This is a genomic window from Streptomyces sp. NRRL S-378, assembly GCF_000720645.1.
Lineage (GTDB): Bacteria > Actinomycetota > Actinomycetes > Streptomycetales > Streptomycetaceae > Streptomyces.
On the sequence record NZ_JOBX01000008.1, the window covers coordinates 20876 to 41893 of the forward strand.

Genomic DNA, 21018 nt, shown 5'->3' on the forward strand with positions numbered 1-21018 from the left:
CAGGATGCCGTACCACCGGTGGTGACCCCCTGTGCCCGGTCGACGTCGTCGGTCACGCGGACCAGGGTGAGTCGCCTGCCCGAGGACCCGGCCTCCCGCGCAGGTACGGACTGACCGCCCCCCGCGGCGCGACACAGATGCCGGCCCCGGTGCCAAGGCTCCCTGTCGATCACAAACCGTACAGGCGGCGGGTGTTGGCCCCTATGGAGTGAACCGCGCCGGAAGCCCGTGACCCTTGGCCGGAACCTTCCATACGGTGGCCCCTCTTCGCTCATCACCACAACTGGGGGGCCGGTGCGCAACCACCGACTCGTAATGACCGCTGCCTTCGTGGCGGCCGGTCTCGGCATCATCCCGGGCACCGCGCAGGCGGCTGATCCCGTACCCGTCGCGGCCGGCGTGGCCGAGGCGATCACCAAAGCATCCACGTCCCAGGGCTTCCACAGCCCCGCGGACCGCACGGTCCGTACCACTCTGCCCGCCGCCACCGAGGGGAAAACCAAGGCGAACGCCAAGACAGCCGCACCGCAGACCGCCCAAGCCGCGGCGACCGAGCAGGCCGCACTCGACGCGGCAGCCAACCCCGGCCTCGCCGTGGACGTCAGCGGCACCAGCTACACCGCGCACGGCATCGAGCTCACCACCCTGATCACGAGCGCCGACTTCGCGCTCGACGTCGTCATCGACTGGGGCGACGGGAAGACCGACACGCTCACCGCCCAGGGCACCGCCGAACTCCACCACTCGCACACGTACGACAAGTCCGGCGAGTACCAGGTGCAGGTGAAGGTGACCGACGTCGCCAACGCCGTCCAGGCCACCAACGGCGGCGCCTTCCTCACCCCGGGCGCCGACTTCACCCCGCACGCCCCGACCCGGCTCCTCGACACCCGCAACGGCACCGGCGCACCCCTGGCCAAGGTCCCCGGCCAGGGCTCCGCCCGCGTGAAGGTGGCCGGGAACGCCGCCATCCCGGCCGGCGTCACCGCGGTCGCCCTCAACGTCACCGTCACGGAGACCGTCGACAGCGGTCACATCACCGCCTGGCCGGGCGCCGGATACGACCGCCCCGTCACCTCCAACCTGAACTACACGGCGGGACGCTCCGTACCGAACCTGGTGATCGTTCCGGTGGGCGAGGACGGCCACGTGGAGCTCTTCAACGGCGGCTGGAGCGCGGTGGACCTGATCGCCGACGTCACCGGTTACTTCACCCGCGCCTCGGACAGCGGGTACACCTCGATGACGCCCGCCCGGTTCGTGGACACCCGCGAGGGCGTCGGCACGCCCCCGGGCATGCTCGCCGCCCGCAGCGCCTTCACGACCCCGATCAGCGGCCGGCAGGGGGTACCGCAGAACATCACGGCCGTGGCTCTGAACGTCACGGTGACCGAACCGCAGGGGCCGGGTCACCTGACCGCCTTCTCCGGCACCGGGGCGGTTCCGACCGCGTCGAACCTGAACTTCGTGCCCGGCCAGACGGTGGCCAACGCCGTGATCGTGCCAGTGGCTCCCGACGGAACCGTCAAGATCTTCAACGGGGCCTGGTCGCCGACCCACGTGGTGGTCGACGTCGTCGGCTACTACAGCAAGGAGAGCAAAGCCGCCTTCCTGCCCTTCACCCCCTTCCGGACGCTCGACACCCGCGTGGAGGAGTACGGCTGGCCCGGCGGCAGGTTCCGGGCCCGCGAGTACATCACGCAGGGGTTCACCCCCGAGGCCGCGACCCCGGCGGGCGTCGAGGCCTACGTGCTCAACGCCACCGTCACCGAGACCGCCGGCACCGGATTCCTCTCCGTGGCCCCGAGCCCCTCCGCGCTGCCCGCGCCGGGCGAGCCCGCCGCACCCGCCGCGGCGCGTCCCGTCTCCTCCACCCTGAACTGGACGGCCGGTACGAGCGTGCCGAACCTGGTGCAGGCGAGCGACGGCGACCACGGCGTCATCAACTTCTGGAACCAGGGCCATGAGGACGCCGACCTGGTGCTCGACGTCTTCGGGGTCTACCAGACGAAGTGACCCCCCGGGGGTGACGCGCCCGTGCGCGTCACCCCTCCCGGTCTCCAGGGGGGTGCACGGGCGTGTCAGTGGGTGCGTCTAGCGTTGCGGCATGATCTGGACCGCCGCTCAGGACACCCTGCCGCCCGTGCCTCCCGCGCGGCGGCTGGACCCCGCGCCCGAAGGCCTCGCCGACACCGTCGAGCTGACGGCGGCCCACCTCGACTCCCGCGCCCACACCGTGGCGGACTTCGAGCGCTCCCTCGACGGGCTGGTACGGCAGGCCCACCGGGACCGCCACCCGCTCGCCAGGGCCCTCTCCTCCGCCCTGGGGCACCGCTACGAGGAGCAGGAGATCGAGGCACACCGGCTCGGCGGGGTGAACGTCGTCGTGGCATCGCTGCTGTGGCTGGTCCCGGGATACAGCCTCAAGCCCGAGTACGTGCGCCGCCACCGGGGACACGAGGAGTGCGCTCAGGAAGGCCTGGAGCTGGTGATCGCCGCCCGGCTGCGGGAGATCGCCTACACCCTCATGTCGAAGGACCCGCTCCCGTTCCTGCTGTCCACGCCCAGCTGGGACACCGGCGCACTGGAGGCGGCCGAACTGGTCGAACGGCTCACCGAGTACCGGCGCGCGGGTGTCCGGCCGGGCCCGGCCGACTTCGGCCAGGCGCTGCTGCGCGTGCGCCGCGACGACCCGGCGGCCGGAGCGGCCGCCGACGCCGCGGCCCGCCTCGGCACCGCCGAGGGCGTCCGGCTCGCCGCCTGGCTGGGCCGCGACGGCGAACCCGCCCCGGCGCTGCGCCGGGTCGTCGAACCCGACCCGGCGGCGCACCGGGCCTGGCGGCGCACCGGAGCCGCCGCCGCGCAGGTCGCTTTCCTCACCGGTGAACGTCAGCTCCTGCAGCGGGAGTTCCCGGAGCCGTTCCACTGGCTGGGCCGTCCGCACGAAGGATTCACCCAGTGCTACCACTGGCACGAAGGGCACCCCGTCCGGGCGTCGGTGCTGCCGGAGGACCGGGAGGCCCAGGCCGCCTGGCTCCTGCCGCAGGTGACCCTGGCGGCGACGGCCGGCGATCACGGCGGCGCCTGGATGCTGCCGCACCTGGCCCGGCTGGGCGGGCCCGCGGGGCCGGCCCTGCACGCCGCCGTGGCGGCGGGACTGGGCGGCCGGTACGTGGAGAGCAGGCGCCCGGCGGTGGAGGCGCTGCTGGTGCTGGCGGCCCGCGGAGAACTCGACGCCCCGCTCCTGGGCCGCGAGCTCGCCGCCATGACGGCCCTGGGTACGGTCAAGCCCAACCGGCTCGCGGACGCCGCCCGAGCCGCCGCGGCAGCGGGTGCCCACGCGACCCTCTGGCGCGTGCTCGCCGGGGTACTGCCGGCCCTGCTGCCCTCCGTACGGGGCGCGGGCGAGGTACTGGCCGTCGCCGCGGACTGCGCGGAGCGGTCCCGTGCCGCGGGCCCGGTCCCCGAGGAGGTGGCTGCGGTCGCGGCCCGCCGAGGCTCCTCCGCCGTCGTGACCGGAGCCCGCCGCCTGACCCTCGCGCTCACCGGCGGGTGAGCCGGGCGTCAGAGGCCCGCCGGTCCGGCGCCGTCGGGCCGGCGCCGCAGGCTCGTCCGGGTCGCCGGGCGGCGCGGGTTTGTGCACGAACACGGACGGCACCGGCAGCAGGCCGCTGCCGGACGCCTTCAGCTGGTGCCGACTGATCATCCGGCCGATGCGCAGCATCCCGTCCTTCCAGCGCAGGTTCGGATGCATGCCGTCGAACAGCAGCCGGGCACCCCCGCGGCCGAGCTGCCTGGCCCGATGGGTCATGTCGGCCTCCAGGACCAGCCGCATGCGCGGCCACACCGGCCGCACGGCCACACCGGCCGCACGGCCACCTCCCAGAACACCGTCGGCATCAATGGGCCACCACGGTCACGGCAGAGCCGCGGCCCGGGATCGTCTTCCGTGACCACGACCAGCCTCAGCCAGGGCGCTCCCTGCCCACGGGACCACCGATACGGGCCCAGTCAAGGCAAGCCGAAATCCGTGGAGCCCACCTGCACGGCGTGGAATGATCTTGGCGACTGCTGACGAAAAGGGAAGGCTGAAAGCGTGTACGTACCGTCATCTGCACGAGCTCTCGATAATGACGAGCGTGAGCTCGTGGAGCTGGCACGCCGCACCATAGACGCGCATACGGACGCCGGGCCCGACGAAGACGGGATCCACACGATGGGGGCGGCGGTCATGGCCGCCGACTACCGGATGTTCGCCGGCGTGAACCTCTACCACTTCACCGGCGGACCCTGCGCCGAACTCGTGGCTCTGGGAGCCGCACGAGCCCAGGGCGCCCGCCAGATGCGCTGCATCGTCGCCGTGGGAAACCACGGGCGGGGGATCATCGGCCCGTGCGGGCGCGACCGGCAGGTCTTCGTGGACTACTACCCCACCATGCGCGTCATCGTGCCTACGCCCCAAGGGCCCAGGTCCGTTCTCGCCGCCGACCTGATGCCGCTGACTCAGCGATGGACTCCCGAAGGTATGAACCGTCTCGACCGGTCGCTCTACCAAGACCCCGATACGGCCGGTCCCCAGATCATCCGGTTCAACCCCCGCTACCTCGAAGACGTCCGCTCTGGCGCCAAGACCAAGACCACCCGCTTCCGGGATCCGGCCCAGCTCGGGCCCGCGCGGCTGGTGTTCGCAAGCGACCCCGAAGTCGTCCTGCCGGCAGAAGTGACCGGCATCAGGCACTGCCTGGTCAGCGACCTCACCCACCAGGACGCCCAAGCCGAGGGGCTGAGGACCGCAACCGAACTCCGGGAAGGCCTCAAGAGCCACTACCCAGAGCTGGCGGGAACCGACGAGGTCGACGTAATCACCTTCCAGATCAACGACAGGACGGGTGCCGCTTAAACCGCGGGGGCATCTGAGGTCAGGATGACCGAGCCCGTTTCGTCAGCGCTTTAAGATCACCTGGAACACCAGGTTGACCTCGGCTCGTTCCACCGGCTGGCAGCAGGCCTCGTCAACGACGAGGACGCCCGGCCGGGGGTAAGGATGGGTGAGCACCGGGGCCGGCACCGGCAGAAGCGGCTCGCCGATCGCTGCGATGTCAGCGCGCACGATATCGGAGTAGTCGGTGTCAGTACCGTGTCCACGGTCCTTGCAATCACCACTCCCGCTTGATCTCTTCTTCTCGTGACCACGACCTCGCCGAACCTGGATCCACCACCCTGGCCGCACTGCGCCGTCGGAGCGAACCTGGACGATCCCGTGGGCTGTCGTGGCCTCATCGTCGACCCGTACGACGCCTGCCTGACCCACCTGCCGGAAGCCCTCCGCGCGACGTACCTGGCCAGCCTGGCCCCCGACACCGAGATCAATCACTCCGGCACCACCTTCACCAGTGATCTGCTGCATCGGCTGCTCCACGCGCTCCGGGACCCGCGCAGCGGGCGACTGCTGGTCAGCCATGCTCGCTTCCAAGCCACCACGTTCGCCGGTACAGCCGACTTCGGAGGAGTGACCTTCGCGGACGTCTCGTTCGACGGGGCGGTGTTTTCCGGTGATGCTGTCTTCCGCGGGGCGACGTTCGCAGGGAGCGCCGGGTTCAGGAGGGCGACGTTCGCCGGGAGCGCCGGGTTCAGCAGGGCGGTGTTCTCCGGTGCTGCAGACTTCGGTGGGGCGGGGTTCGCCCTTGACGCCCGCTTCGACAGCGCGATGTTCACCGACGCTGCGTTCGTCAGGGCGTCCTTCTCCGGTGATGCCTGGTTCGGTGGGGCGGAGTTCCGTCATAGCGCCCGTTTCGACAGTGCCGAGTTCAGCGAAGCCGACTTCCGCAGCGCGGAGTTTTCCGGGGACGCGGAGTTCAGCAAGGCGGCGTTCTCCGGTACGGCTCTCTTCGACGGGGCGGGGTTCTCGGGCGGGGCGAGCCTGCGCGAGGCGGTCTTCTCCGGTGATGCCGGGTTCGGCGGAGTCCTGTTCGGCGGCGACGCCCGGTTCGGCGGGGCGACGTTCGCCCGCAGCGCCGACTTTCGCGGCGTGACGTTCTCCGGCGATGCCTGGTTCAGCCTGGCGACCTTCTCCGGCAGCGCCCGGTTCAGCTCGGCGGCTCTTGCCGGAAGTGCCCGCTTCGACGCTACGACGTTTTCTGGCGAGGCTGCCTTCCACAGAACGGCGTTCTCCAGCGAGGCCCGCTTCGTCGGGACGGTGTTCTCGGACAACACCGACTTCAGCGGGGCGATGTTCTCCGGCGGGGCGGCCTTCCGCGGGGCGGCCTTCTCCGGCGATGCCGTTTTCGGCGCGGCGACCTTCTCCACCGGCGCCTCCTTCAGTGGAGCGACCTTCGACACCTTGTCCCAGCTGGGCCCGTTGGCCTGCCAGGGGGAGCTGGATCTCTCAGGTGCGCGTTTCGGCGGTCCGGTGGCCATCGAGGCGGCAACGGCCTCCCTCTCCTGTGCCAGGACGCGCTGGGACTCCACGGCCACGCTGCGTCTGCGCCACGCGACAGTGGATCTCACGGACGCAGTCTTCGAGTACCCGTTCAGCGTGGCCACGCACCAGTCCGTCTTCACGTACGACCGGCAGCCGCTGGACGAATCCGGGTTGGCCGGCCGGGACCCGACTGCCCGGATCACCTCGTTGACCGGTGTGGACGCGGCGCACCTGGCCCTGACCGACGTGGACCTGTCCAGCTGCAGGCTCACCGGCACCTTCCACCTCGACCAGCTCCGCTTGGAAGGCCGCTGCGCCTTCGCGGCCGCCCCCGCCGGCCTGCACCGGCACGGCGCGTTTCCGACTCGTTGGACACAGCGTCGTACCCTCGCTGAGGAACACCACTGGCGCGCGGCCACCGGCTCGACCGGCTGGACTCCCGCGCCGGCCGGGACGTCCCCCCAACAGCCTGCCGCCCTCGCCCCCGTGTACCGCCATCTGCGGAAATCCCTCGAGGACGCCAAGAACGAACCGGACGCAGCAGACTTCTACTACGGTGAGATGGAGATGCGCCGCCACGACGGCGACCGGCCCCACTCCGAGCGCGTGCTGCTCACCCTGTATTGGGCCCTGTCCGGCTACGGCCTGCGCGCGTCCAGGGCCCTTGCCTGGCTCCTGGGCGCCATAATCGCCACAGTCCTGATCATGATGCTGTGGGGCATCCCGGAGAACGACCCACAGGCCGTAACGACCGGACAGCTCACCGGGCAGAACATCTCACTGGCCACGGAGAACCCCACCCCCGTCAACCCGTCCGGCCCGCTGCGCACCCGAGTGACGTCACAGCGCTGGGAGAAGTCCCTGCGGATCGTCGTCAACTCGGTTGTCTTCCGCTCCTCCGGCCAGTACCTCACCACAACCGGAACCTACACCGAGATGGCATCCCGCCTGACCGAGCCCTTGTTGCTGGGGCTTGCGGTGCTTGCCGTCCGTGGACGAGTCAAGCGGTAGCCCAGCGCCGGCGGCGGGATGGGCACAGCCGCAAACGTCGGCCGCCGCCTCCTGCGCGCGAACCGAGCACCTCGACCGGATCACCGCCGCCCACCTCGCCGCCGCCCCAACCGGAACCCACCCGCACGCCATCTCCCCCTCACTCACGGAATGCCCGGGCCGGTCCGCACCCTCGAGCAGGCAAACGCACACCTGCTGTCCCCGCCGACACGCTCCGCGGGGAGCTGGACCGGGGGGGGTCTGGCCGCACCTGTCCGACGTCCAGTCTCCCGCCTTGACCGTCGTGGTGTGCGGGGACCTTCCCGCCGAGGCACTCCTCCCGGATTCGGGCGGAGCTGGGCGTCGCGGTGCGGGTGGTGTCCCTCCTCGATCCGGCCGTGCTCGGCGATCCCGCCGTGTGGCCCGCCGGCCTCCGCGCCGGTGAGCTGGACGCCGAACACGGCCACGTCCTCGTACTCATGGACAGAGCCCGACGGAGGTCACTACGGACCCGGCCTGGCTCTCCCCGTGAGGTTTCAGCAACTGGTGACGGGTGTGCCGTTGTACAGATTGCTGTCGGCGATGCCGTTGGTGACACTCTTGAGGTAGTAGCCGCAGGTGGGGCGGTTCTTGAAGTCAAAGGTCCGGCCGGGGGAGAGGTGCCAGATCTTGTAGTTGGAGAAGGTGAGGGGCTGTCCCGAGACCGCCTTTTCAGGCTGGTGGTCGCCGAGGACGACGTAGGCGTCGGCGCCGGAGAGGGTAGCGAGGCCGTTCTGGTCTATGAAGAGGGAGCCTCCCTCTTCGACCCCCACCCCCCAGGCCTTTCCGCCCGAGGTGAGACTGTCCTTGAGCGCGCGCGCCACGAAGGCCATGATGCGGCCCATACGGTCGCGGGTGACGAAGTGGGAGTCGTTGATGGTGCCGCCGTAATGGGGCCAGTCGAACATTCCTGTGGTGAACGTCGCGTAGGAGTCGTAGGGGTTGGCCAGAGCCTCGCTGGAGGTGATGCTCCCCTGGCAGGCGTTGTACACGACGGAGCTGTTGATGTGGTGACCTGCGCTGCCTCCGCCGGAGCCGCCGCCCTTGGCGACGACCGACTGCACCGAGGCGCGAAGCGCAGTGGATTTCCAGGCCGCGTACTTGCACTGGTCGCCACCAGCGAAGTAGACGAACTCCGCGTTACGGATGTCGGTGTTGGCCTGTGCGTTGTTGCCGTCGCTCGCCTTCGTGAGCGTCCATGTGGTGCAGGAGTTGATTCCGCCCAGGCGCATGACCGCATCGCACTCGGGTGTCCTGCTACCGGATCCCGGACTCGACGCCGCCAGCACCACCACGTCGAGTGAGCCGGTCCCGCCGCGGATCGCGTCTACGGCCTTCGCCATGGAGGCGGAGACGATGCCACCGGACCCGTTCATGGTGAAGGCGGGGCCCGACCAGCTGGTGCGGCTGACGTCGACGGCGTTGCCGAGGCGGATCCGGCCCGCGGCGGCCTCGACTTGATCGGCCTGGGCGATCCCACCGGCCATGACTGCGACAGCGACTGCGAGGCACGCGGCGATGCGGTGTGCGGGTCGGCGCTGCACCGGTGAGGCGGCGGGGAGCGCGGGGGAGCTGTGGTGGGGGAACGAACTCATGGATCCTCCGTGCGCAGAAGTGACGGGTGCCGACGAAACGGCGAAACAGGACTGCGGCTTGCAGCAACGGAAAGTACAGGTCGATCGCCAACTGCGATAGATGTAACGCACGAGTCGGCCGTGTGGACGGGTGTCGCGCCGATGGAGCAGGTGAGAGCCTCGAACGCGGAAGCATCGTGGCGTGATGCGGCCCGTTACCACGATGAAACATGAGTTACATCTAGCCAATTCTAGGCAGTGCATGTAATTTCCTTGCGTGTCAGACGGTGGCGTACCCAGTCGTCGCCGCCCGGTCTTCCGAGAGGGCTACCTGTATGCCAACCCCGTCCCCCCGTCGCGTGGCCACGGCCACCGCCTTGTCCGCAGCCATCCTCATGACACTCGCGGCCTGCGGGGACGATGGTTCTGACGGTGCCGGTGCGCCGCCCGCCGCCACGATCGCCGGGGTCACCGTCGCCCAGGACGCGGCGCTCCACGACGCCCTGCCCGAGGAGATCAGGAAGTCGGGCGTGGTGCGGGTGGCCACCGATGTCCCGTACGCGCCCTTCGAGATGTTCGTGGCCGAAGGCAAGCCCGAACTGACCGGCCTCGACTATGACCTGGGTCAGGCGCTGGGCGCGAAGCTGGGTGTGAAGTTCGCCTTCACGCCGCAGAAGTTCGACGGCATCGTGCCGGCCATCCAGGCCGGAAAGTTCGACGCGGCGATGTCGGCGATGACTGACAACAAGGAGCGGCAGGCGGTCGTCGACTTCGTCGACTACTCCGTCTCCGGGTCCGGAATCATGGTCGTGAAGGGCAACCCGGAGAAGATCACCACCCTGGACGACCTGTGCGGCAAGAAGGCGGCGGTGCAGGCGGCGACGAACCAGCTGGACCTCCTCCAGGAGCATCAGAAGAAGTGCAAGGCAGCGGGCAAGGCCGAGATCGACATCCAGACCTTCCCCAAGGATTCCGACGCCCAGCTCGCCCTGCGTTCCGACAAGGTCGTCGCCATGGTGCAGACGAAGCCCGCCGCTGGCTGGACGGCCAAGACCGCCGACAACGGAAACGCCTTCGAAGTGGTCGACGACCCGGCCGCCGCAGGCGGCTACGGTGCCTCGCCCAACGGGATCGCGGTGTCCAAGAAGCTGCCGCAGCTCAGTGACGCGATCCAAAAGGCGCTGCAGGCCCTGATCGACGACGGAACCGTCACCAAGATCTTCGACAAATACGGTGTCGCATCCATCGCCGTCAAGGAGGCCACCAAGAACGCGGCGGTGGACTAGAGATGACCACCACCACGGCTCCCGCGGGCATCGACCGCCCGGCGCCCGAGCAGCTCACCATCGTTCCACTGCGCCACTACGGCCGCTGGATCGCGGCCCTCGCGGCGGTCGCCGCCCTCACCGGCGTGGCGGGCTCACTGGCGAAGAACGGCAATCTCCACTGGGAGATCATCGGCCACTTCCTCTTCGCCGACCTGATCTTCTCCGGCCTGGTCACCACCCTGTGGCTCACCGCCGCGTCGATGGCCCTCGGGCTCGCCCTCGGCACGCTGATCGCGGTGATGCGGCTGTCGACCAACCCCGTGCTGTACGGGATGTCCTCCCTCTTCGTCTGGTTCTTCCGGGGCACCCCTCTGCTGGTGCAGATCATCTTCTGGGGGTACGCCGCAGCCCTCTACAAGTACGTGATGATCGGTGTCCCTTTCACCGACATCACCTTCTTCCAGGTCGAAACGAACTCCCTGCTCACCCCGGCCGTCGCCGCGCTGCTGGCCCTCGGCCTCAACGAGGCCGCCTACGCCTCCGAGATCGTCCGCGCCGGCATCCAGTCGGTGGACACCGGCCAGACCGAGGCAGCCCACTCCCTCGGTATGCGACCGGCCCTGACAATGCGACGGATCGTGCTCCCCCAAGCGATGCGAGTGATCATCCCGCCGATGGGCAACGAGACGATCAACATGCTCAAGATGACTGCCCTGGTGTCGATCATCTCGGCACACGACCTGATGTCCAACATCCAGGCCGTTTACGCGCAGAACTACCAGGTCATCCCCATGCTCGTCGTCGCCAGCCTCTGGTACCTCGCACTGGTGACCCTGCTCAGCATTCCGCAGGCGTGGCTCGAGCGCCGCTACGGACGCGGCACAGGCCGCAGCGGCCACGTCTCGCCCCTGCGCCGCATGGTTGCCGGAGCCCTCAGCCGACCCGCTGTGGCGAAGAAGGACACCAAGGAGGCCGTCCGGTGAACGTTCCCATGGTCCACGCCCGAGGCGTACGCAAGCACTTCGGGAAGCTCGAAGTCCTCAAGGGAATCGACCTGACCGTCGAACACGGCCAGGTGTGCTGTCTGCTGGGGCCCTCCGGCTCGGGCAAATCCACCTTCCTGCGCTGCATCAACCACCTCGACCGGGTCGACGGCGGGAAACTCGCGGTCGACGGTGACCTGGTCGGCTACCGCCAGAGCGGGCCCAGGCTGCACGAACTGCGGGAAAAGGAGGTGGCCGCAAGGCGCCGCGACATCGGCATGGTCTTCCAGCGGTTCAACCTCTTCCCCCACATGACCGCCCTGGAAAACGTCATGGAAGCCCCGGTCAACGTCCTTGGACTCCCCAAGACGCAGGCCAAGGACGACGCCCATGAACTGCTGGACCGGGTAGGCCTGGGTGACCGGGCCGGCCATTACCCGGCGCAGCTCTCCGGCGGACAGCAACAACGCGTCGCCATCGCCCGCGCCCTGGCGATGAAGCCCAAGCTCATGCTCTTCGACGAACCCACCTCCGCGCTCGACCCCGAGCTCGTCGGGGACGTGCTGGACGTGATGCGCCGGCTCGCCGCCGACGGCATGACGATGGTCGTGGTGACTCACGAGATCGGCTTCGCCCGCGAGGTGGCAGACACCGCCGTCTTCATGGACGACGGCGTGGTCGTCGAAGCTGGCGATCCCCGCCACGTCCTCGTCGAACCCACGCAGGAGCGCACGCGCGCGTTCCTCTCCAAAGTCCTGTGAGCGCCCTCTCGCCGGAGCAACTGCGCACCACCGGGCTGCTCCCGTACGCCGAGGCGCGCCTGGACGGCTACCTCGCCGACCTGGCCCACCTGGTCGCCATCGACTCCGGCTCGTACAGCCCAGAAGGCGTCAACCGTATGGCCGACTGGACCCGGGAACGGCTGATGAACCTCGGATTCGACGTCGATCGCATCGCTCCTGCGCCCACCCACGGCCATCCGGTCGGCGACGTGCTCGTCGCCCGCCGACAAGGCGACCTGCCCGTCTCCGAGGGCGGCCGGCGCGTCCTGCTCGTCGCCCACCTGGACACCGTGTTCGAGGACGGCACCGCCGCCGAACGGCCCTTCGCACTCCACGGCCGCACGGCGCGAGGGCCTGGCGTCAGCGACGACAAGGGCGGCCTGCTCGCGGGACTCACCGCCCTCGACATCCTGCACGAGACCGGATCCCGGCAATACGCCGAACTCGTCTTCCTCGCCACCCCGGACGAGGAGATCGGCTCACCCGCCAGCCGCCCGACCACGGAGGCGGCGGCATGCGGAGCTCATTTCGCCCTCGCCCTGGAGTGCGCGCGCGAGAACGGCGATGTGGTCGTCGCCCGCAAGGGCGTCGCAGACTTCCGAGTGACGGTCACCGGCCGGGCCGCCCATGCTGGCATCGAGCCGGAGCGCGGGGCGAACGCCGCCCTGGCCGCCGCCCACCTGGTCGTCGCCCTCCAAGCGCTCAACGGCCACTGGGACGACGTCACCGTCAACGTCGGCGTCGTCCGCGCGGGGACCCGCGCGAACATCGTCTGCCCGGAAGCCGAGTTGCGGGTCGAGGTGCGCTCGGCCACCGCCGCCGGTATCGGGGCAGCCAGATCCGCGATCGAAGCCGCCGCCGCACGGCCCGCCGTACCCGGCACCACCGCCACGGTGGAGCAGCTGGACCTGTGCCCTCCCATGGAGGACACCCCCGCCTCCCGCCGCATGTTCGACCGGGCCAGGAAGATCGCCGCGGACCTCGGCATTCCGCTCGGCGGTGCTGCGACGGGCGGCGTGGGGGACGCCAACTTCATCGCGGGCATCGGCGTGCCCACCCTGGACGGCCTCGGCCCGGTAGGCGGCGCCGACCACACACCCGAGGAATGGCTGGACACCTCCACCGTCCCCGTCCGCGTCGCGCTCCTCGCGTCCCTCGTCGCCGACCTCGGCGACAGCCGCACCAGATGACGCCCCAAGAACGTCCCGTACCGGTTTGATCGCGCCATTGCCCGGTACGGGGCCCCAGCCCCGGCAGCCCGGTCCACCACCACGCAGCGGGCTGCCGGCCCGCGCCGGGACCGCGGCAGGCCCTCGCCGCCGCCGTCCCGGCCACCACCTGCACCCACCCCCAGGAGGCACCACATGCGCATCCCGACCGGAGCCCGCCGCACCACCCTCGCGGGCAGCACCGCTCTCCTGCTCACCTTGGCCCTCGCCCCCTCGGCCGGTGCCGACACCACCCACCATGCGGGCGACCGGGGCTCCCTGGTCCTCGTCGGCGGCGGACTGGCGGCGGACAACACCCAGATCTACGGCGAAATCATCAAAAGGGCCGGCGGGGCCTCCGCAAAGATCGGAGTGATCACCGCCTCCTCGGTCCCCGCGAGCCAGGACCCACAGGCCGCCGATCCGGACAAGTGCAGCAACTCGGAGTGCAACGGCGCCCACTACGCCGGCCTCTTCGAACGGCACGGCGCCGCCGATGCCCAGTGGATCCCCATCGACCTCGACCACATCGCCAACGCCGACTCCGACGAGGTCGTCAGGCAGGTCAACTCCATGACCGGCTTCTTCTTCGGCGGCGGCGACCAGTACCGCTACGTCACCACCCTGCTCCACGGCTCTGCGCACACCGATTCGAAGGTACTCGCCGCGATCCGTGCCAAGCTCGCAGCCGGCGCGGTCGTATCCGGCTCCAGCGCCGGAGCGCAGATCGCCGCCGGAGCCGACATGGTGACGGGAGGCGACTCGTACGAAGGACTGCGCGACGGCAGCAGCCCCGGCTACTTCGAGGACCCGACCCGGCTCGGCTACCTGCCCGCCGGCGGGTTCGGCTTCCTGCGCTCGGGACTGATCGACACCCACACCGGCGCCTACGGACGCGAAGGCAGGGCCCTGCGGCTCGCCGCCGACACGGGACACGACCGCGTGTACGCGCTGGAGGAGAACACCGCCCTCATCGTCGATGCTCCCCGCACGCCGCACGAGCGACTGCGCGTGCTGGGCCCACGCGGCATCGCCGTCCTCGACCTCCGTCAAGCCCGGACCCAAAAGGCTTCCTCCGGAGCCTGGTCCCTGACCGGAGTACGGTACAACTACCTGACCGACGGTGACCGATACGACCCGAACCGCTGGCGCGTCCTTCCCGCCCTCGACAAGCACCCCCTGATACCGACCGCCGCCTCACCCGTCCCTCCCAACCCCGACGTCTTCGCCTCAGCGGCCAACCCCACAGCCGTCCCGTACTCCTTCATCGGCACCGTACGCGCCCTCGCGGCCAGCAGCTCCCAGCGCACCGCGACCGCCGCCACCTTCGAAAGCGGACCCCGGTTCACGGTCACCCTCAGCAAGCAACCCGGATTCGCCGCATGGACCAACGATGGCGCCACCGCGCACACCGTCACCGGCCTGCGCATGGCCGTCGCCCCGGAGTGACACCGCCTTGACCACCGGGCGACCGGGCCGACCGGCTGCCGGGACGGGAGCCGGCCGGCCCCATCCCCCCGATCAGCGGCAGTAGGCTCGACCCGGCACCTCTCACTCCTGCCCGCAACCCCGAAAGAAGACCCGCGCATGGCCCCTGGCACGCTCGCCGACGAGATCCGCCGCAAGCTGGGCGACGTCAGCCCCGCCGAACGCAAGGTCGCGCGCGTGCTGCTCGCCGGTTATCCCTCAGCCGGCTTCGAGACCATGGCTGTGCTCGCAGAGCGGGCAGCCGTCAGCACCCCAACGGTCCTGCGCTTCGTCAACCGGCTCGGGTACAGGGGCTTCCCCGACTTCCAGGCCGCGCTGCGAACCGAGCTCGACGAGCGCAACGCTTCCCCCCTCTCGCTGTACGAGGCCAGCGACTACGGTCGCAGCAACGGAGGCCCGGACGAGGACCTCTCCCTCCTCCAACGGGGCAGCAACGTCTTCAGCGGCGCCGTGGCGCAGACCCTCGCCGAACTGCCACCGCACGACCTCGAGCACGCGATCAGACTGCTGTCCGACAGCAAACGCCGCATCACGCTGGCCGGAGGGCGCTTCACCAACCTGTTCGCCCAGTACCTCGGCCTGCACCTCATGCAACTACGCGACGACGTGAGATTTCTGCCCGACCGCGACGTCGAACGCACCGCCGTCTTCGCAGCTCTCCACAGACGTGACGTCCTTGTCATCTTCGACTACCGGCGCTACGAGCAGGACAAGGTCGCGATGGCCGAACTCGTACAGGCGCAAGGCGGAAAGGTCATCCTTTTCACCGACATGTGGCTCTCGCCAGCCGCCACCCACGCCGAGGTTGTCCTGCCCAGCCAGGTCGCTGCCCCCTCCCCGTACGACAGCCTGGTCCCCACCCTCGCCGTCATCGAGACGGTCGTAGCTGGAGTGCTCACCGCTCTCGGTGAAGACGCCCACCACCGGATGCGGCACGGGGAGGACACCGCCCGCCGCATGGGCCTGTACTGACGGGCCGCTCTCGGGCGGGACGCCACCCCACAGGGCTGCACAGTGAGTGGGCCGTGGCTGGAGCCGGGCGCAACTCGTGCATGAGGGTTGGCAGCCATGCGCTCGGCGGGGCGCCCTTCGGCAGCCCCTCGGCGATCAGAGCGGGTCCGCAGCGGACGCCGGGTGGCAATGGCGCACGTTCTGCCCAGCGTCAGCGCGGCCGCGCGAGCGGTGGGGTCACTCGAAGCTGCGGTAAGGCGCGGCGTCCGGCTGCAGAAGCTTCAGGGCCGCAGTCGCCAGTCGTCCGGCGGTGAGGTGCGGTTCGTCGGCCGGCAGGACGAGATGGCTGATGGTCATGCGGACGATGACGTCTGCGGCCATCTCCACCGACTCTGTCCGCTGTTGCGGGTACCGCGTGGCCAGCCAGCCCCGGACGAGGGTTTGACCCGCATCGAAGATGGGGTCCGCTCGGGCGGTGAGGTAGGGCAGGAGGCTGTCGGAGCCCTCTCGGGCGGCTGTGATGACGGCCCGTATGAGGGGCCGGTCGTCGGCCTCCTCGAATACGTAGAGGATCGCCGCGCGGAGGCAGGCGTGGGAGTCGGGCGCGCCGGGATACAGGGCCTCGGCCACACCCGTCAGGAACTGCTGGGTTTCGAGGACCACCAGCGCACGGCCCAGGCCGGCGCGGTTGCCGAACTCCTTGTACACCGAGGGGCGCGACACTTCGGCGCGGGCGGCGACGGCCGAGAGACTGACCTGGTCCCAGCCGGCTTCGCAGGTGAGCTCGCGAGCGGCGTCCAAGACGCGCTGCCTCATCTGTTTGCGCCAGGCAACGCGCGGGGGGTCCGGTGCCGTCTGACCCGTGCGTGTCGCCGCTTCGATCCGGTGCATTGCCGCCGCCATGGTGGTCAGTCTGTCAGGGGCTGAGGGCCGTTCGGTGAACCCGCTGGTGAGCACGGGTCCTGCAGGCGGGTGCGCGGGGTGCCGACCCTCGGGAGAAGGGCCGGCACCGCGGTGTGGCACCCCAAGTGATCCGTAGGGATCAGGAGCGCTTGCGCCGCGCCACGAAGAGGAGCCCGCCACCGAGGGCGAGGACCACCGCCGCGATGCCGAGCGGCAGCACCGGGCTGGAGCCGCCCGTCTCTGCGAGCGGACCGCTTCCGCTGTGCGGCTTCAGCCCGGAGCCGCCATCGGTGCCGTCGGCGGCCGGCGCACCCGGGGAGCCGGTGGGGTCACTACCGGCGGGCTGCCCACTCACGGCAGGGGCGTCACCTTGCCGGCCGGGGGAGGAGGTCTCGGCGGCACTTGCCGGGCCACCCGTGCGCTCGGCGCCGAAGCCGTAGGCGCCCCGGTCGGGCGCGCCGCCGGCCCGCCGGGCGCCGGTGAAGTCGGTGGTGACGGCGGCGAACGGCGTACCCGAGCCGACGGCGGGGGAGCCCTCGCTCAGCCGGAAATCCGCGTCCGCCCCGGTGCCCGGTTTGGCGAGCTTCGGATCGGCGATGACATCGTTCGGGCCCTGGACCTCGGGGGCCTTGCCGCCGAAGTAGACGTTGTAGTCGTAGGTGACGTCCACATTGCGAGAACTGCTGTTGGTCGCCTGCCCCGCCCGGCCGTACGCGATGTTGTTGAGCAGCCGCACGTCGGTGCTGTCATGCGCGAAGATGTTGGCGTAGCTCTCCATGCGGGTGCTGCGCCCGTTCGCGTAGGCCGTGTTGTGGACGATGTCGACGTGCTGGCTCTTGTAGGAGTGGATGCCGGAGCCGCCGTTGTCGTACGCGAGGTTGTTGGCGACCAGTACGCGCCCCCCGTAGGCGGGGTGATCGGCGTCGCCTTTGAGGGTGTCGATGATGATGCCGTTGCCGTCGGAGTAGCAGCCGCACTTCTCCCATTTGATCTTGGTCTCGTTGTCGTGGACGCGGTTGCCGGTGATGCGGATCTTGTACGTACCGGCGTCGCCGCCACCCACGTCCCGCGGGGTGAGGACGGAGATTCCGCTGGTTGCGTACACCGCGTACCAGGAGGTCCCGTACACGTGGTTGCCGGAGATGGTCAGGTGGTCGGAGTCGATGGCCGATATGCCGCCGCCGGCGCACCCGTGCACCTCATTGCCGGTCACCTCAACGTGGTGCGACAGCGCGCCCGTGGACCGGTTCTGTTCCACGGCGATGCAGTTCGTGTTGTAGGTGGGGTCACCCTTCTTCGATTCGCGTTCTGCTCCGGCCAGGGTGAGGGCTGCGTTGTTGCCCTTGACTTCGAGGTTTCTGACGGAGATGTAGGAGGCACCGGAGACGCTGATGCCGTTCCACGCCTTCACCGGGTGGATCACCGGATGGTGGCCGGGATGAGCGGTGAAGGTAATGGGGGCTCCGGGCAGGCCGGAGCGCTTGATGGTCAGCACGTTCGACCCCGCCGAGCGCTCGGAGTACGTGCCGTTCATGATCGAGACGGTGTCGCCCGGCTCGACGCTGTCCGCGGCCTTTTGCAGGGTCCGGAAGGGAGCTCGGGTGGAGGTGCCCGCGTTGCTGTCGTTGCCGCTGGGGCTGACGAAGTACGTGCGGGCCGCGGCGTGCGCCGTACCGGCTCCCACAGTGGCGAGCGGTGCGGATGAAGCGAGCAGTGCTGCGGTCAGGGCGAGGGTGCTCGTACGTTTCACTGTTGCCTGGTCTCTCAGTTCGTCCTTGCGAGGCGGTCGGTGCCCTTGGCCGGCCGTAGCCGCACGATGAAGGGCGCGCAATGGATGCATGGAAGTCCGTATCGCCGCGCCGGGTCAGGGCGCGTGGGGCGCGCAGCCCCGTACGGTCCGCACCCAAGTCCGCTGTGAGGGGGGTGAGTTGCGTGAGTGGGACAGTTCCAGACTCGAAAAATGAAAACAACCCTGGACTGGGTGTAAATGTTCTGACAGGACGTCATGGCGGGCCTTGGCTGACTGATGCTGTGGAGTGCGCAGGGTGCTGCCGGCCCGGTTCCTGTTCGCGGGTGGCCGGAGATCGCCGAGTGGCGTGCTCTCGTGACGGAGCTTGCGGCAGGCCCTCGTGCGGGCGCCGCCGGTGGCCGTGCTCGGCGTGGCGGCTTTGACACCACCACACCACGACAAGCCGAAGGCGTAGTGGCCGATCAATTTCGCGAAGACGTCGACGCCTCTGGTGGATGTCGGGGTGCGGCAGACAGCCGCCTACGGGCGCCCTCGAGGGCCTCGACCAGGATGTCGTGGTCGGGGGCGGGAACGCAGTGTGGCCTGATCGGGGGGACCAGGTGGTGCGATGGCCGGGGCGGGATCGTAGGCTGCGGCCATGGCCGAGATCCAGACTCTGACGCCCCGCGACGCCTTCGAGCTGCTCATGGCGGGTAACCAACGTTTCGTCTCAGGTGCATCCGAGCATCCGAACCAGGACGCCGCCCGCCGTGCCGAGACCGCACCGTCCCAGCAGCCCTTCGCCGTACTGTTCGGGTGCTCCGACTCCCGGCTGGCCGCCGAGATCATCTTCGACCGCGGCCTGGGGGACCTGTTCGTGGTCCGCACCGCGGGGCACGTCGCCGGTACGGAAGTACTCGGTTCCATCGAGTTCGGCGCGAGCGTCCTCAACGCGCCGCTGGTCGTCGTCCTCGGCCACGACTCGTGCGGCGCCGTCGCCGCGGCCTGCTCCGCTCTGGAGGACGGGCAGACGCCGGGCGGCTTCGTCCGTGACGTTGTCGAGCGGGTTACCCCGAGCGTGCTGGCGGCCCGCGCAGCCGGCCGCGAGACCGCCGAGGAGATCCTGTCCGAACACATCGAGCACACTGTGGACCTGCTGCTGGAGCGCTCCCGCGTCCTGGCTGAGCGAGTGGCCGACGGCCGCCTTGCCATGGTGGGGCTGTCATACCGGCTGGCCGACGGCAGTGCCCAGCTCGTTGCCGCTCGCGGCCTCGATACGGCGGTTCTCACCACCTCGTGACCACCGCGGCTGTGTTCCTCAGCACCCCTCGCCGAGGTCTGAGGAACCCCGTACCCGTGGATGAGGAAGACCCCGTGGGGCTCGCTTGATCATCCTCGGAAGGGCACTCTCCATGGCTCACGGAGCAGACCGCCCGCCCAGCACCGGCGGCCCGCGCCGATCTGGCGCGGGCCGTGGACTGCGAGGTGTGCCGTGGACGGGTAACCACGGTCACCGATGAGGGGCGGCACGCGCTGTGCGGGGCCTGTCAGGGTGCAGCGTCGCGACCTGGGCCGCCCACGGGCCGGAGCAGCCCCAAGCGGGGGCCTTGAGGGCCGACGCCGAGGCTGGTCACACCGCGGTCCGGGGCCCGGCAGCGCGGCGGAGCCGGTTGGCGATCGCCAGCCCCAGGCCCTCCTCCGGCGGCAGGGACGCAACGATGAGGTCGCAGCCCTGCCGGTCGAGGTTGCGCAGGATCCCGTACAGGCCGCGCGCGTAAGCGGTCATCGAGGCGGGCACTGCCACCACGGCGTGCGCCTTCACCTGGGCGTCGGCGACGGAGGCAGGCACGAGGACGCCCACCTGGTGCCCCCGCTCTTGAGCGAGCTCTGCCTCGGCGACGACCCGATCCGGCTCGACGAGGACGACCCGTGCGCGCGGTGCATAGTGGGACGGATGCTGGCCGGGCACCCGGACGCTGCTTGTCGAAGGGGCCGCGAGGGGGCCGTCCAGCAGCGCTTCGAGGCTTTCACGGGTCACTCCGCCGGGCCGAAGGATGGTCGGGGTGTCGCCCGTGGCGTCCACGATGGTTGACTCGACGCCGACGGCGCAGGAGCCGCCGTCCAGCACGAAGTCGACGGCGTCACCGAGCTCCGCACGTACATGGTCCGCCGTGGTCGGGCTGACCGAGCCGAAGCGGTTGGCGGACGGGGCCGTAACACCTCCGCCGAAGGCCGACAGCAGCTCGAGTGCGACAGGGTGGTCGGGCACCCGCACGGCCACCGTCTCCAGGCCACCTGTCGCTTCAAGCGGCACTCGGCGACCACGCCGCAGGACCAGCGTGAGCGGCCCCGGCCAGAAATGTTCAGCCAGCAGGCGGGCCGTTTCGGGCACGTCCCGGACCCAGTCGTCCAGCAGCTCCGCGCCGGCAATGTGGACGATGAGCGGGTGGGAAGGCGGGCGTCCTTTGGCCTGGAAGATGCGCGCCACGGCAGCGGGGTCCTCGGCGTTGGCGCCCAGACCGTAGACGGTCTCGGTCGGGAGGGCCACCAGGCCGCCGGCGCGCAGCACACCGGCTGCCTTCTCGATGTCACTGATACTTGCCGTCACCCTCGCCATCCTAGGAGCACTCGACGAGTACCGCGGACAGCACGACCCCGGCGCCCCACCCCCTCGTCCACCCC

General features: G+C 70.0%; 16 protein-coding genes. 11 read left to right on the forward strand and 5 right to left on the reverse strand.

Annotated features, from left to right (window positions below; translation table 11 throughout):
- Positions 1–315 precede the first annotated feature (315 nt).
- The 3 genes from IH80_RS41425 to IH80_RS41430 all read left to right on the forward strand — a co-directional run bounded on the left by IH80_RS41425 (position 316) and on the right by IH80_RS41430 (position 4900).
- Positions 316–2016: a hypothetical protein gene (locus tag IH80_RS41425; RefSeq protein ID WP_063757256.1), complete on the forward strand. Its 1701-nt coding sequence runs from the start codon at positions 316–318 to the stop codon at positions 2014–2016.
- A gap of 91 nt (positions 2017–2107) precedes the next feature.
- The gene (locus tag IH80_RS44560) at positions 2108–3556 is read left to right on the forward strand and encodes a DUF6493 family protein (protein WP_051808909.1); all 1449 of its coding nucleotides are present in this window, start codon (positions 2108–2110) and stop codon (positions 3554–3556) included.
- A 591-nt stretch (positions 3557–4147) separates the two neighbouring features.
- Positions 4148–4900 (forward strand): ASCH domain-containing protein, encoded by a 753-nt coding sequence (locus IH80_RS41430; protein ID WP_037879139.1) that lies wholly within the window; start codon positions 4148–4150, stop codon positions 4898–4900.
- 42 nt (positions 4901–4942) lie between these two features.
- On the opposite strand, the gene IH80_RS47325 is transcribed toward IH80_RS41430, so the two are convergent.
- Complete coding sequence (locus IH80_RS47325; protein WP_158943300.1) at positions 4943–5110, reverse strand: hypothetical protein; 168 nt, start codon at positions 5108–5110, stop codon at positions 4943–4945.
- Positions 5111–5185: 75 nt separating this feature from the next.
- On the opposite strand from IH80_RS47325, the gene IH80_RS41905 reads away from it, so the two are divergent.
- Entirely contained in the window at positions 5186–7432 is a 2247-nt protein-coding gene (locus IH80_RS41905) for a pentapeptide repeat-containing protein (RefSeq protein WP_078906367.1), read from the forward strand.
- A 515-nt stretch (positions 7433–7947) separates the two neighbouring features.
- Here IH80_RS41905 and IH80_RS0107560 read toward each other — a convergent pair.
- On the reverse strand, positions 7948–9045 hold the full coding sequence (locus IH80_RS0107560; protein ID WP_199819229.1) for a hypothetical protein: 1098 nt from the start codon (positions 9043–9045) through the stop codon (positions 7948–7950).
- A 356-nt stretch (positions 9046–9401) separates the two neighbouring features.
- Here IH80_RS0107560 and IH80_RS0107565 point away from each other — a divergent pair, with 356 nt between their 5' ends.
- The 6 genes from IH80_RS0107565 to IH80_RS0107590 all read left to right on the forward strand — a co-directional run bounded on the left by IH80_RS0107565 (position 9402) and on the right by IH80_RS0107590 (position 15725).
- Entirely contained in the window at positions 9402–10310 is a 909-nt protein-coding gene (locus IH80_RS0107565; RefSeq protein WP_234432151.1) for an ABC transporter substrate-binding protein, read from the forward strand.
- A gap of 2 nt (positions 10311–10312) precedes the next feature.
- A complete protein-coding gene (locus IH80_RS0107570; RefSeq protein ID WP_030958727.1) occupies positions 10313–11275 on the forward strand; it encodes an amino acid ABC transporter permease in 963 nt (320 codons plus the stop codon).
- A gap of 8 nt (positions 11276–11283) precedes the next feature.
- The gene (locus IH80_RS0107575; protein WP_030958728.1) at positions 11284–12036 is read left to right on the forward strand and encodes an amino acid ABC transporter ATP-binding protein; all 753 of its coding nucleotides are present in this window, start codon (positions 11284–11286) and stop codon (positions 12034–12036) included.
- Complete coding sequence (locus tag IH80_RS0107580) at positions 12033–13247, forward strand: M20 family metallopeptidase (protein ID WP_037879144.1); 1215 nt, start codon at positions 12033–12035, stop codon at positions 13245–13247. Before IH80_RS0107575 ends, IH80_RS0107580 begins: the two co-directional genes overlap by 4 nt.
- 174 nt (positions 13248–13421) lie before the next feature.
- Positions 13422–14714 carry a cyanophycinase gene (locus tag IH80_RS0107585; RefSeq protein ID WP_030958731.1) on the forward strand — a complete coding sequence of 431 codons (1293 nt, stop codon included), beginning with the start codon at positions 13422–13424 and terminating at the stop codon, positions 14712–14714.
- Between the two features lie 138 nt (positions 14715–14852).
- Positions 14853–15725 (forward strand): MurR/RpiR family transcriptional regulator, encoded by an 873-nt coding sequence (locus IH80_RS0107590; RefSeq protein WP_030958733.1) that lies wholly within the window; start codon positions 14853–14855, stop codon positions 15723–15725.
- A gap of 216 nt (positions 15726–15941) precedes the next feature.
- Here IH80_RS0107590 and IH80_RS0107595 read toward each other — a convergent pair whose 3' ends face one another.
- On the reverse strand, positions 15942–16505 hold the full coding sequence (locus IH80_RS0107595; protein WP_051808913.1) for a TetR family transcriptional regulator: 564 nt from the start codon (positions 16503–16505) through the stop codon (positions 15942–15944).
- A 241-nt stretch (positions 16506–16746) separates the two neighbouring features.
- Positions 16747–18357: a right-handed parallel beta-helix repeat-containing protein gene (locus IH80_RS0107600; RefSeq protein ID WP_051808915.1), complete on the reverse strand. Its 1611-nt coding sequence runs from the start codon at positions 18355–18357 to the stop codon at positions 16747–16749.
- Positions 18358–18994: 637 nt separating this feature from the next.
- Here IH80_RS0107600 and IH80_RS0107605 point away from each other — a divergent pair.
- Positions 18995–19636: a carbonic anhydrase gene (locus IH80_RS0107605; protein ID WP_030958736.1), complete on the forward strand. Its 642-nt coding sequence runs from the start codon at positions 18995–18997 to the stop codon at positions 19634–19636.
- Positions 19637–19966: 330 nt separating this feature from the next.
- Here IH80_RS0107605 and IH80_RS0107610 read toward each other — a convergent pair whose 3' ends face one another.
- Positions 19967–20953 carry an L-threonylcarbamoyladenylate synthase gene (locus IH80_RS0107610; RefSeq protein WP_030958738.1) on the reverse strand — a complete coding sequence of 329 codons (987 nt, stop codon included), beginning with the start codon at positions 20951–20953 and terminating at the stop codon, positions 19967–19969.
- Between the last annotated feature and the right edge of the window lie 65 nt (positions 20954–21018).

What these genes read in the sequence shown, in the direction of transcription:
- IH80_RS41425 (WP_063757256.1), top strand. Translation starts at nt 316, where the DNA reads ATGACCGCTGCCTTCGTGGCGGCCGGTCTCGGCATCATCCCGGGCACC.
- IH80_RS44560 (WP_051808909.1), top strand. Translation starts at nt 2,108, where the DNA reads ATGATCTGGACCGCCGCTCAGGACACCCTGCCGCCCGTGCCTCCCGCG.
- IH80_RS0107560 (WP_199819229.1), bottom strand. Translation starts at nt 9,045, where the DNA reads ATGAGTTCGTTCCCCCACCACAGCTCCCCCGCGCTCCCCGCCGCCTCA.
- IH80_RS0107570 (WP_030958727.1), top strand. Translation starts at nt 10,313, where the DNA reads ATGACCACCACCACGGCTCCCGCGGGCATCGACCGCCCGGCGCCCGAG.
- IH80_RS0107575 (WP_030958728.1), top strand. Translation starts at nt 11,284, where the DNA reads ATGGTCCACGCCCGAGGCGTACGCAAGCACTTCGGGAAGCTCGAAGTC.
- IH80_RS0107585 (WP_030958731.1), top strand. Translation starts at nt 13,422, where the DNA reads ATGCGCATCCCGACCGGAGCCCGCCGCACCACCCTCGCGGGCAGCACC.
- IH80_RS0107590 (WP_030958733.1), top strand. Translation starts at nt 14,853, where the DNA reads ATGGCCCCTGGCACGCTCGCCGACGAGATCCGCCGCAAGCTGGGCGAC.
- IH80_RS0107605 (WP_030958736.1), top strand. Translation starts at nt 18,995, where the DNA reads ATGGCCGAGATCCAGACTCTGACGCCCCGCGACGCCTTCGAGCTGCTC.
- IH80_RS0107610 (WP_030958738.1), bottom strand. Translation starts at nt 20,953, where the DNA reads ATGGCGAGGGTGACGGCAAGTATCAGTGACATCGAGAAGGCAGCCGGT.